The following is an 11,931-nucleotide window of genomic DNA, read 5'->3' on the forward strand; positions in this document are numbered from 1 at the left end:
CCCCCCCCCCCCCCCCCCCCCCCCCCCCCCCCCCCCCCCCCCCCCCCCCCCCCCCCCCCCCCCCCCCCCGCCCCCCCCCCCCCCCCCCCCCCCCCCCCCGCCCCCCCCCCCCCCCCCGCCCCCCCCCCCCCCCCCCCCCCCCCCCCCCCCCCCCCCCCCCCCCCCCCCCCCTTCGGCTCACTGCTGCTGTGGTAGCCGACTCTGCGTGTGCTGCGAAATGGATGTCCTACTGAAATGGCGCTTGCCGGTTGCAGCCACTCATTGCGGTCTTTGCATCTATCGATAATTCTCTGAGCTCGGCCGCACACAATTTCTGAGGGGTTGCGGAAGACCCTCCATTTCGATAGTTCTCTGAGCTAGCTAGGGACGCTCGATATCTCATTAGCCGCACGAGCCATTCTTAGAGCAGTTCGATACTGATTCGGTGGTACGAGCGCCAAAATGTGGCTCGGCGCCCCTCCGCTCACCGACATCACATAGCGGGAAAAGGGATCCCCGGAATCCGATGCTTCCTAACTGCGCGAGTTGCGATCCATCCCGAATCCAGCACTCAGCGAGCCCTGCGCAACCACAACGATGAAGGGGGGTTCTCGTCTTGGCTTAAGGGCCTATAGTCCGCGAAACGTCCGGTTAGAAACTGCTCGTTGAAATGTCTCACCATTGGGGTCGAGAGCAGCACTTCGAAAGAGTCGTTGAAGGCCAGGAACGCCTGCACCACCATCGCCTCCTGCCAGAAAACGGGCCACCGCTCGCCGAAGAGCCACGTATCGGCCGGGAACGGCCCGTTGTATGGAAAGTGAACGTCGTGGATATGCACGTACACTCCCGGCTTGACCAAGGGGAGCGCCTCCATGAACAGGAATGCGACGTCACTGTCGATCTTCAGCGCGTGTGTGGAGTCAATGAAGAGAACGTCCCCGGCCTCGAGCGAAGAGAACCGCTCTAGCGGAACATCTTGCACGAACCCTTTGACCAACTCGAAGATGTCGAGCGTCTGTAGTGCGTCGAATGGGTAGGGCTCCACGCACGTAATTTGTAGCGGCGAGCCTTCCGCCGCGTTCTGTGCGGCCGCAAGGCTTGCGTAGTAGGTCGACAGGCCCGAGCCGATCTCGAGATAACGCTGCGGCTTGTGCTCCCTCAGCATGTAGTAAAGAGTTCTGGCGTCGAACTGCGGATATCCCGGGCCGAACCCAGTTCGAGTGTTGTCTGCGTAGTCGCCAGTGACGCGAGCAAACTCGGTCTCCCAGCGATCGGCGAGTGCGCTGAGGTTCTTCTCGAGCACCGCCACATCGATGTTCAAGCCTGCAAGGGCGCTGGGACGATCCCAGCGTTCGCGGGTGGCTTCGATCTCGAACAGGTCAGGCAGGACGGAGTAGTAGTCGGCCTTCTTCGCGACGTTATAACCGAAGAGGCCGAAGAACCATTGGGCGCCGCGGATTCGCAAGCGCCGCAGGTTAAACATGAGCCGGTCAAGCACGTCGATGACGAAGTCCGGCAGAACGTTGCGGGCGAGATTCTTCATGCGCGTACCGCGACACAAGGCAGGCGAACCATGCTCGAGATGCTACGCAATTGGGACCGTTTGCATAGGACGGGGGCAAGCAATCTGGTCGGCCCAGCGGTTGAGATCTCGTTGCTTCCCGACGTTGCCAGGCCCGCGGGTGGTATAAATTGGCGGCACAGTCAGTTTGTGGGGCGTGGCTCGGCGTCGGTGGACTGATTCCTGGCAACGGGTTTCGCGACAATTGAATCGTAAGCGCACCGCGCAACTATTCGTTGGCTAGCAGTTCAATCCGTGCGCTCCAATTCCGATAATCTTCCTCGGCAGTGAACAAACCATCCGGTGCTTCTTCGCACCGCTCACGCATTGCCTCCCAAGCGCCTACCGTGAGTGTATTGAAGAATTCCTTCAAACTCTCAAACAAGTCCTCCTCGAATTCCCGTCCGAGACCGTGCGATCGCAACCATGCTGCGGTTTCCGTGCCGGCTAACGCCAGTGCCGGGCAGTGAAATAGGCCGCCCTCATAAATTCGGTTGGGTAGTAGCCAGGTGGAATTTCCTCCAGTCGCAGAGAAGTCAAAGCACCAGTTGAAATCGACGCTGGAGTACATGGCCGGCAGATCGTCTGGATAGCGATAAGGACCGCAATACCGGATGTTGGGGTATCGACGTACGCTCTTATGAAAATAATCAGAATCTAGGCTGGTAGGCACTCCGTGGAGGACGAAAGAGAGCTTGTCAGGAAACTCTCCGGCAAGTCGGCAGATGAGCGCGATGCTTCGCTCGCACCGGTACGAGCCAAAGTAACCGATGGTCCAGTGTCGGTTGTTCACAGGACCGATGCGAGGCTTCCTGGCGGCGGCAAGCGCAGCGGAAGGATATACCTTGTTCTCCAATAGGACGACGGAACCGCGGAACCTTTGCACGGGCTCGAAGTAACGGCGTAAAAACGCTGGAGAGGTCGTTACCAGGAGCTTGGAGCGCCTGAGGACGAAGCGCTCGAGAGATCGGAGAAAACGTGAAACGATTCCGGTGCCGGTCATCACTGGTTGAATGTCAGCAATTTCCACCACAAGCGAGACACGCCGAAAGCAGACTAGCCTCACGAAGAGAGCGAGGAGGGCGTTGTCGAAATTAATGGCATAGAGGACGTTTACCTCTAGTAGCCGATCGCGATTCTTCAAGATGATCCCTAGTGCGCGAATAACGGCCCACACACGATGGACGTGTCGGCGGTCATAGGTAGTACCTAGGTGAATGTTGTCCCAAGCGGCTGGTTGATGGGGTTCCCCTCGGTCGCGATAAAAGGTGCAGCCGATGACCTTCCAGCCTTGATCGTGAAGAGCAGCAATTCGTTTGGCGCACCGGGCGTCCGTGCGCTCCGGACCTATGAAGACGACTCGCGGTGCGTTGGCGGCAAATTGAACGTTATCGCGAGGCGCTCCGCACACCTCAAGCGCATCTGGCATGGCTTTTCCCGCGCTTGGGATGCCGTAGGCATCGGACGCGCTTGCGTTAGGCGGCAGATCTCGTGCAACCTGTGGGGCTTGCTTCCGGGGTTCATACACGTTTGGAACCTCCCTCTTGTAGCTCCGATCCGACTTCGTCCGTTCCCCGTCGGAACGATTGGCACCGCTGCTTGGCACCATTAAGGAAAGTATTCGTCATAACTGAAATGGAGGCTGCGGGAACGAGTGACCTACGTGAGGAACAGCTTGACGGTCTCGGACGGGCAAGGCACGTATTAAGCCGTCTTCGCAGCGTAGAAGGTGGATATCGGCGATGGCCTCGCAGCCCGAGCAGGAGCAGATGTGTCAGGGGCTAGCCATCGCGGCAGTCTTAGAAACCAGTCGATGCGGCGTAATGGGCAGCGCACTAATTCTTACCGTCGGGCCGGTGGAACCGGACTGCTGAGGAATTTTCTGACGGACCACCCGGCTGTGGGCAACGTGGAGACGCGGTTCTTGCCATCGCATAAGCGCTCAGTACAACTGCTATGGAACCCCACATCTTGATGGCTTCCAGCGCCCCGTCAAACTGAAGCAAAAGAAGGATGACCGGGAGTGAAACCCACGGTCCAATTCCGAATCCCTTGGCCCATTTCGCAACCAAGAAATAGAAGACTACGGCGCCGACGAGGCCAAAATATGATAACGAGTTCGCGAAGGCATTATTGAGAGCATAAAGATAATTGTGGTAAACCCATGACGTATTAAACTGATAGTAGTGGGTGTAAACGTCCTGCACTTCCTTGTAGAGCGCCTCTTTGTGGCCAACCCCGACTCCCAAAATTGGAAATTGCTCGATAGTCTTTATTGCCACCTCGTAGGGTCCCTGGAAGCGAACAAAAAAACTCCCATCTTTACCGCTGAGAATATTCGCAAACCTTGTTGAGAACACCTGGGTAAGCGTGAAGCCGACGATTGCAAGGACCGGAAGCCCTGCTGCAACGACACCTGACATCGCGCGCTGGGCAAGCATCCGATCGAGAAACCACGCGAGGGGTGGCACTAGGAGCACAATCGGGCTTCCCAGGAAAAGCGCGACGAGGAAGGTGCATATCAGAAGCAGCACAAACCGCCTGCGGAATGGCGATAGGACGTACCACCCCGGTGCGAAGGTCATGAACGCCATCGCTACGTGCGCAGGTTCTCGGGTAAATAGTTTGGGCCGCACGAAACCATATTGTTGTATATCTCTTGCGTCATTCTCGTAAATGAAGCGTCCTTCGAATGCCGCGTGCCGGAACGCGTCGCTCAGATCGCGAAAAGGCGGGAATGTAGATTCCAGAACAACGCCGACTACGATGAACATTGTCCAGAGAAATAACGCCCTACGCACAGTCTTAGGGTAATTCATGGCGCACAGGAGGATGTGAGCGCACCCGAGCGCCGCAATTATCTGTAGCAAGGAAGTCATGCGGCCAAGGGAGTCGTTGACTTCTCTCCCGCCTGTTGCGAACGACAAAACGAGGAAAGTGAAAATTAAGCCCAGCCACTTCAGGCTTCGTGCGTGCGGTGTCATGTGTGGGATCAGGAAAGCGGCTCCAATTAAGACAGCTACGCCAGGGTACGGATAATTACCGACGCTAACCGCGAAATTTGCGTATATCCCGGCCAGGCAAAGGTTCAGCCCGATAACGAAGCCCAATCCCGCGTCGGTGCGGAGGCGTGCGGTCGGTAACGCAACTGCTGTCATTGCTCTCTAATATGCCTTTCGGAGGTCCCATCGCGCCTCACACGGACCGAGAGCTCCACCGCCTTGCATGCCCGCACCAGAGTCTCACCAACTATTTGATTCCCGCAACGCACCATCGACGCGCGCGAAACACAGATCAAGGTTTCCGAGTGCGCCATCTGATGGTCGACGGAGCGCACCGGCGATGTCGTAAGTCTCGTAACCGCGTTCACCCATGAACTCCACAACTTCTCGCAGAATGGGGTGGCCGCCAAAGGAAAACAGGGATACTTCGACGATGAATGCCTCCGTGACGCCGAAAAGCTGCGTGGCGCCCCGGAGGGCTTCAAGTTCGAAACCTTGAATGTCGAGTTTCACGAGCTCTGGGATCGCGTAATTCTCTCGAGCGATGAGGTGGTTGATGGTAACAATCTTGACCGGTCTCGTTGGATAGTCCGCACCATCGGGTTTCAAGAATGAGGATCCCACTAAATCGGGCCAGATTGTCAATTCCAGCGTGCCGTTCTCGCTGCCCGCGGCTACCCCATGCCATGGCTCACCGACGGCGTCGAGATACGGTGCCATCTCAAGCTGCGGTTCGAGCATGACGTAAGTTGCTGCCGGGAAGATATCCCGGGCGAGTTTCGTCCAATCGCCACGGTTCGCGCCCACGTCGAGGACCGTGGTCGGCGCTAGTCCTCGATCGCGGAGGCCCACAAGCGTGCTCCGCATATCTCCTATTGGTGCAGTTTGCAACGTGTTAGCTCGGCGAATCTCGAATCCAAGTCGTCCCGACGCCCGTTTCACAGCTGTGCGCGCAACATAGCTAATCGGTGCTCGCTTTTTCCCCACGTCTGTCATCCAAAACTTGTCGTTGGAAGGTCGCCTAGTCTCGACATCACAGACCCTGGGGCCCGCCATGTCATTTCGGCCGGCTTTCTTTATGAAACTCTGTGGCTGATGAGTCGACCTTGTGACGAGGTGAGGAAGATTTGTCCGACTGTTTCCCTGGCGTGGAGTCGCCGTAAGTTTGACCGTGAGAGTAATAGTTATAGCTGTAGGAGCCACTTCCGCGCGTTGGCATCATCGTAAAGACAGCCCCGAGTAACGATGCATCGACGTCCTTTAGGGTCCCTACGGCGTGTGCGAGTTGGTCGCGCTTGGTTTCTCCAAATCGAGCCACAACGAGCGCGCCATCCGCGCCGGCTGCCAGGACGGCTCCATCAGTGACTGCAAGTAAGGGGGACGAGTCGACAATGACATAGTCGAACCTGGCACGAAGTTCGTTGAGCAGCTTTCTCGCGGACAACGATCCAAGAAGCTCGCTGGGGTTTGGCGGGATTTCCCCGGCTGTGAGAACGGTTAGTCGTGGAAACTTGGTCGGTTGTAATACGTCGTCGAGCGTGGCTGCGCCACTCAGAACGCTGCTGAAACCTACCTGGCCGACCAGGTCAAGATATTTCGCCAAAGATGGGCGTCGAAGGTCGCCATCGACAAGCAGCACATTATGGTCTGCCTCAGCCAACGCCAGTGCGATATTGATGGATGTCGTGCTCTTACCCTCTCCTGGTGATGAGCTGGTTACGACTATAAGGCGCGGGGGATTGTCTACCGATAGAAACTGCAGGTTGGTGCGCAGTTTGCGGAACGCCTCGGCCGCTGCGGAATTGTCGGTAGCGAAAGATATTGCTGGCGTTTTTCGTAATCCCTTATCGGTTGGGATGTGGCCTACGATGCTGCTGTCGGTGATGTCCTCAAGTGACTCTGGGCTTTTAACCGTGTTGTCGAGCAAATCGCGTAGAACAGCGAGACCCACGCCTACCAACAAGCCCAATCCAAGGCCTAGTGCAATGTTCCGAACTGGATTCGGTACCACTGGCTTGCTCGGTATCGAGGCTCGTTGTTCCACTACGACGCGGGCGTTGGGTTGGTCGCCGGCCTTTGGTGTCTCTAATTCGTTCACCAAGCCGACGAATTCGTCAGACAAAGTGTTAGCGATATCGCGAGCTCGGACGGGAGACTCGTCGAGCACCTCCACGTCGATGAGGACTGTGTCAGGCTTCGCAGTCGCTTTGATCCTGCTGCGTAGAGTTTCCGCGCTCATGTCGAGCCCCAGTTTGTCAATCGTCCTCTGCGCGACAGTTTCGCCGTTGAGTAGCTCGGCATAAGACAAGACTCTTTGTTGAGAGAAGAGATTTCCCTGGTACAGGTCAGACACTGATGAGCCGCCCGAGGTGGCAGAGACGAAAAGCCTCGTCGAAGCCTGATAGAGCGGCGTGGTCAGCAACGTGTACGCGACGGCTCCCAAGACCACGACCATTGCCGTTACGCCCACGGTGATCCAACGAGTGCGCAGCAGTTTTGCGACGTCCCGAAGATTCAATGCGACCCCTTACCCCCTGTTTGAATGCTTCATCGCCCCTTGCCGGGGAAGCATACCTTCGCAGATTTCCGAGGCTCTGGTGAGCGTGCAATGGCAACGTTTCTCAAACACTGCAGGCTGCGGCTATGCGGGTCAGTGCGCACAGCTCGGCACCGAGACTTTCATTTTGGCAGCGTCAACCAAGGGCTGAACCGGTACTCGTGCTTGGCCTGGAGACGTCGGTTCGGTGAGCCGGAATATTAATTCCACGGTATTACCCGGAGGTATGGCTACTTGAGACTCAAAGCTTGGGTGGCCGCGCTCCGTTGATCCGAATACGCGGGTTCTTTTCCCGTTTGCGAGCACGCTGAGCACGTCCGCTCCCTTAGTCGTGAGGAGCCGGACCGAGGTGAGCATCGTGCCCGGCGGGATTGTCCCTGCGACCTCGGGATAGAAGCCCAGCCGCCCCACCACATATTCCGGCAGGCCAGCCACATCCTTGAGTGTGTTGGTTAGCCGGATTGTCACGGTTGACTTGCGATTGTCGCCATCGCATCCATCAGCTACGTATTCGATCTCTCGCTTCAGGTAGTAGTCCATCTTGTTGCCGCCGAGGTTGTTGATGACGACTTCGGCGTATGGCGCAGGATCATCCGGAATTTCGTGAGCAAGCGGGGTTTTCTCTAAAAGCGCTTGGTCGGTGGGTGACGAGCTCCACACCGAGATTCGGCGCTCACTTACTGCTCTTCCCAATGCATCAAGCAGCTTGCGCGGCGACTCGATAGGCACCGTGACCTTCTTGACCACTTCGGTAGCAATCGCCTGCAAGAAGCGTTTACGTCCGCTTTGGTCATTGGGATCGGGGAAGCGGCTGTAGACCGTCGACTCGGTAAGTTCGACGACGTTGTCTTTCGTGATTATCTCGCCATCAGGCATAGTGACCGGACCGGTCGCATCGAGAATGTAACTCAAGGCGATGGGATCAATCGCGATTACTCCATCAACGTTCATACCTGATTGTTGAGCCCACATCGCCTTCCAAATCTGCGCTGTGTAAGGGAAGTGAGAGCTCTGGTTGCTATTACGGAAGTCAGTAGTGGGATTGGTGAACCCGTACTGCTCGTCGAACTCTGGGTTAACCGAGAACGGTGTGAAAGGCTTGTTGAAATCGGTGTTCGGCCCCATAGAATCCACGCTCGGCTTGCCGTCGTCGAACCGGAGGATCCCGAAACCGCCCAGCAACCCTCCGGTACCGCGCGCCTCAGCATTCGTCTGGAAGCCCATGAAATAGGAGCGTGGGCCGTCGGCGCCCAACATCGACGGTGCCAGCTTTGCCGCAAGAGCGGTGTTTTCCAGCAGGCCGGCAATGTTGGAGGTCTGTGACTGCAGTTGTGATCGCGCCTCACCAATGACGGAGAAATACGCCGGCGCTGAGATGGCCTTGGCCTCAGCGTCGAGCCGCGTTGCGTCAGCTGCGATCTTGCTCAAGACGGGTTCTTCTCGACGCAATGCTTGGACATCGAGCCGACCGTTGGCGAGCAGTTGGCCTGGCGCCACAGTTGTGCCGGCATCGGCGGTGGGCTTCAACACCTCGGCGGCCAAACCGAGCACGACATCTGAGATTTGCTGACCGGTTTTGAACGGGCTGCCCAACCACGGAACGACGGACATGACGTTCCACGGCACGGAGTGCGTCGCGTTGCGTGCTGACTGCGCATGAGATTGCGCGTCAGCAGCCAACCGTGATGCGTCAGCGGTGTTTCCTTGCAGCAGTGCGTCTTTGGCTTGTTGCGCACTAGTGCGCGCTTGCTCGAGGCTCGTCTTCGCCTCGTACGCTCGGAGCCCAAGCCAGCCACCAAACAGAATGACGACGATGAGCACTCCAAGGACCGGCCAAGCGACGTTGCGTCGCCGGTACCAAGGGGTCTCATCGTCGTCATCGATCAGGTCTACATGAGAATCAGCCGGATCTTCATCGATCCGCCGCCGCGAGAAGAATTTCACTCAGTTAGTCCCCATACTCCGGTGCAGTCGGCACTGATCCCGACCGCGGCGAATTGGCCAACAAAAAACGACCCGCCAGCTGCTGTTGGGCAACAACTGACGAGTCGTTTTTACGATTGGTTACGAGGAGGTCGCGTACGGGCCGATCTTGATCGCAGCGGCGACGTTGTTCGACGCGTTGATGAACCCGTTGCCGATCTGGGTGAGCCCAAAGGCGTTGAACGCCAGGCCGGTGAAGGCGAGCCCACCGTAGACGAACGTACCGAAATACTGGGTGACGGCCTTGACGCCGTTCTGGGCCGCAAGCACGAAGCCCGAGATGAAGGTCTGGATGACCTGGGATGGCGTCTCGTTGGCGGCTGCCTTCTTGTTGCTGCCAGGAGTGGCCGACACGGCAGCCTTGGAGATGACCGGCGAGTCGATGAGGAGCTCAGCAGAGTTCCCGACATTCTCGGAGAACGGAGCCAGGCTCGGCGCCGCATGCGCGACAGCCGGCGTGATGGCGGCAGCAGCGGCGACAGCCACAGCCGCAGTGCTCACCTGAAGTTTGGTCGAGAGACCTGCGAACTTGGATGCAGTGGTCATTGAAACCCCCCTATGTCTTGTTTATTCCTGAGGTATTGCCTAAGAAATTAAGCAAAGACTCCCATACCACGTGGGTGCTGTCAACCGGAAATGCCAAGTAGGTCGTCAGTCTTTTTCCAGGTGAAAGACCTTGATCGGGGTCCGCGAAGCGCGCTGCGACAGTCAACCCGCCACCGACCATGCGAAGCCACTCACATCGCGCACCGAGGCCGCGAAAACGTCGGGCATCGTCGCCGGAAACAGCAGGTCGCCGCCGTGGCACGTACCTGCGACGACGCGACCCACGGTAGGAACGCCGGCGGACAGCAGCCGTCGGTAATAGAGGAGGCCTTCGTCGCGCAGCGGATCGAGTTCGTTCACCGAGATCACGTGCGGGGGTAAACCGGCGAGATCCTCGTCGGTGGCCGCACCGGCCCAACAGGTGGGATCCCCGGCGTGGGTCATGCCGGGATCGTAGATCGAGCCCAGCAGCGCGGCCTGCTGACAACTGATGAAATATCCGTCGTTCTCCCGCAGCGACGGCAGGTCCTCGGGGTAGTCGAGCCAGCGGTTGGAGATGTAGGGGCAGTGGGCGTAGGCCCCGGCGATCTCGTCGAGCCAACCTTCGCGCTTGGCCTTGTGGACGACGGTCAGCGTCAGGTTCCCGCCGCCGGACTCGCCGCACACGATCAACCGGCTCACGCCGAGGTCCGCGGCATTGGCGTGCACCCACCGGGTCGCGGCCGCGCAGTCGTTCAGCCCGGCCGGGTACGGGTGTGCGCCGAGGCGGCCGCCGGAGTTGCGGAACTCCACGCCGACCACCACCAGGCCGGTGGCGGCCATGCTCTCCCTGATGTGCCGGTACCCGGCGTCCGCGGCGCTGGCGATCGCCATTGCGCCGCCGTGGAGATGCACCACTGCCGGAAGGGGACCGTCGGCGCGATCCGGCCTGCTGACGAACAGCGTCATCTCGTGGCCGTCGCCGGGGATGGTCACGGTGGTGGTGGTGACGCCGGCCGGCGACGGGGCCGCCGAAGCCAGCATCGAGATCACGCCGCCGACCGCCTCCTCGGCGGCCGCGGCATACGCCAGCCGATCTGCCAACGGAGATTCGATGGTCAGCGGCGCGTCCGGAAGTACGTCAGCCAACCCGAGCGGGGCGAGCGCCGCCACCATCCGGGGATCCGATCGCGGATCGGTACCAAGGGTGCACTTCGGATCAGCGAGCCGCCCAACAGCCATGAGCCCGAGATTATCTCGGGCTCATGGGCTGTAATCGGCTATTCGCCGAGGGAGAAATGCCTGCTAGGCGGCGGCGCCCGGCTTGAGGTACGTGACGAGGCTGACGTCGAGCTGCTCGTCGACGAAGTAGTACTGGCAACCGGTCAAGTACCGCATGTAGTTGTTGTAGCTCTCTTCACCGGCTGCCGCGATCGCCTCGTCCTTGTGCTGCTCGAGGCGCGCCGCCCAGATACCGAGGGTCTTGATGTAGTGGTTGCGCAGCGACAGCGGCGGGGGGACGACGAACCCGGCCTTCTCGCCGTGGTCCACCATCATCTGAGTGCTCGGGATGCGCCCGCCCGGGAAGATCACCTCGCCGATGAACTTCGCGAACCGGGCCAGTTCGAACGTCAGCTTCTTGCCGCGAGCCTGCAGATCGTACGGGTGGTACCCACAGCTGCTCTGCACGGTCATCCGGCCGTCCTCGGGCAGGATGTCGAACGAATTCTTGAAGAAGTCGTCGTAGCGCTCGAAGCCGAAGTGTTCGAACGCCTCGATCGACACGATCCGGTCGACGGGCGAGTGGAACTGCTCCCAGCCCTCCAGCCGCACGTCGAACGTCCGCTCGCTGTCCACCTTCGCCAGCAGCTGATCGCAGTAGGCCTTCTGATTCTTGGACAACGTCAGTCCGATGACGTTGACGTCGTACTTCTCCATTGCGCGCTGCAACGTCAGACCCCAGCCGCAGCCCACCTCGAGCAGCGTCATCCCCGGCTTGAGGTCGAGGGCGTCCAGATGCTGATCGACGTTGGCGATCTGCGCCTCGGAGAGGGTGACGTTGGGCCCGGTGAAGTACGCGCAGCTGTACTTGCGGGTGGGATCCTGGAACAACCCGAAGAAGTCATCCGAGAGGTCGTAGTGAGCCTGGATGTCCTCGAAATGGGGCCGCATGTCCTTGGTTTCAGTTGCCTCGGGCATGAGAGTTACAGCCTTCCTGATTCTGCTTATCTGCCTGCATCACGGCCCCCGCACGTGATTTTTGCGCGCGCACCAGTATGCACTTTGTGATCTGGACCATACCGTCTCGGCCCACCGAAGCGGCG

9 protein-coding genes are annotated in these 11,931 nt (G+C 59.1%); all 9 read right to left on the reverse strand.

Going from position 1 to position 11,931, the window contains the following annotated elements:
• Positions 1 to 550 precede the first annotated feature (550 nt).
• The 9 genes from BST42_RS17175 to BST42_RS17210 all read right to left on the reverse strand — a co-directional run bounded on the left by BST42_RS17175 (position 551) and on the right by BST42_RS17210 (position 11,806).
• Positions 551 to 1,522 (reverse strand): class I SAM-dependent methyltransferase, encoded by a 972-nt coding sequence (locus BST42_RS17175; protein WP_083120537.1) that lies wholly within the window; start codon positions 1,520 to 1,522, stop codon positions 551 to 553.
• A gap of 247 nt (positions 1,523 to 1,769) precedes the next feature.
• A complete protein-coding gene (locus tag BST42_RS29380; RefSeq protein WP_133057473.1) occupies positions 1,770 to 3,068 on the reverse strand; it encodes a glycosyltransferase family protein in 1,299 nt (432 codons plus the stop codon).
• Positions 3,069 to 3,375: 307 nt separating this feature from the next.
• Positions 3,376 to 4,698, reverse strand: a complete 1,323-nt coding sequence (locus tag BST42_RS17180; RefSeq protein ID WP_133057474.1) for an O-antigen ligase family protein — start codon at positions 4,696 to 4,698, stop codon at positions 3,376 to 3,378.
• An 84-nt stretch (positions 4,699 to 4,782) separates the two neighbouring features.
• Positions 4,783 to 5,349 (reverse strand): FkbM family methyltransferase, encoded by a 567-nt coding sequence (locus tag BST42_RS17185; RefSeq protein ID WP_165760870.1) that lies wholly within the window; start codon positions 5,347 to 5,349, stop codon positions 4,783 to 4,785.
• A gap of 250 nt (positions 5,350 to 5,599) precedes the next feature.
• The gene (locus BST42_RS17190; protein WP_083120540.1) at positions 5,600 to 7,060 is read right to left on the reverse strand and encodes a tyrosine-protein kinase domain-containing protein; all 1,461 of its coding nucleotides are present in this window, start codon (positions 7,058 to 7,060) and stop codon (positions 5,600 to 5,602) included.
• 132 nt (positions 7,061 to 7,192) lie between these two features.
• A complete protein-coding gene (locus BST42_RS17195) occupies positions 7,193 to 9,043 on the reverse strand; it encodes a DUF4012 domain-containing protein (protein WP_083120541.1) in 1,851 nt (616 codons plus the stop codon).
• 120 nt (positions 9,044 to 9,163) lie between these two features.
• Positions 9,164 to 9,628: a hypothetical protein gene (locus tag BST42_RS17200; RefSeq protein ID WP_083120542.1), complete on the reverse strand. Its 465-nt coding sequence runs from the start codon at positions 9,626 to 9,628 to the stop codon at positions 9,164 to 9,166.
• A 162-nt stretch (positions 9,629 to 9,790) separates the two neighbouring features.
• The gene (locus BST42_RS17205) at positions 9,791 to 10,849 is read right to left on the reverse strand and encodes an alpha/beta hydrolase fold domain-containing protein (RefSeq protein WP_083120543.1); all 1,059 of its coding nucleotides are present in this window, start codon (positions 10,847 to 10,849) and stop codon (positions 9,791 to 9,793) included.
• Positions 10,850 to 10,912: 63 nt separating this feature from the next.
• Positions 10,913 to 11,806 carry a cyclopropane mycolic acid synthase family methyltransferase gene (locus tag BST42_RS17210; RefSeq protein WP_083120544.1) on the reverse strand — a complete coding sequence of 298 codons (894 nt, stop codon included), beginning with the start codon at positions 11,804 to 11,806 and terminating at the stop codon, positions 10,913 to 10,915.
• Between the last annotated feature and the right edge of the window lie 125 nt (positions 11,807 to 11,931).

This window comes from Mycolicibacterium rhodesiae, assembly GCF_002086695.1.
In the GTDB taxonomy this organism is placed as follows: domain Bacteria; phylum Actinomycetota; class Actinomycetes; order Mycobacteriales; family Mycobacteriaceae; genus Mycobacterium; species Mycobacterium rhodesiae.

What these genes read in the sequence shown, in the direction of transcription:
- BST42_RS17175 (WP_083120537.1), bottom strand. Translation starts at nt 1,522, where the DNA reads ATGAAGAATCTCGCCCGCAACGTTCTGCCGGACTTCGTCATCGACGTG.
- BST42_RS17180 (WP_133057474.1), bottom strand. Translation starts at nt 4,698, where the DNA reads ATGACAGCAGTTGCGTTACCGACCGCACGCCTCCGCACCGACGCGGGA.
- BST42_RS17200 (WP_083120542.1), bottom strand. Translation starts at nt 9,628, where the DNA reads ATGACCACTGCATCCAAGTTCGCAGGTCTCTCGACCAAACTTCAGGTG.
- BST42_RS17210 (WP_083120544.1), bottom strand. Translation starts at nt 11,806, where the DNA reads ATGCCCGAGGCAACTGAAACCAAGGACATGCGGCCCCATTTCGAGGAC.
- BST42_RS17205 (WP_083120543.1), bottom strand. Translation starts at nt 10,849, where the DNA reads ATGGCTGTTGGGCGGCTCGCTGATCCGAAGTGCACCCTTGGTACCGAT.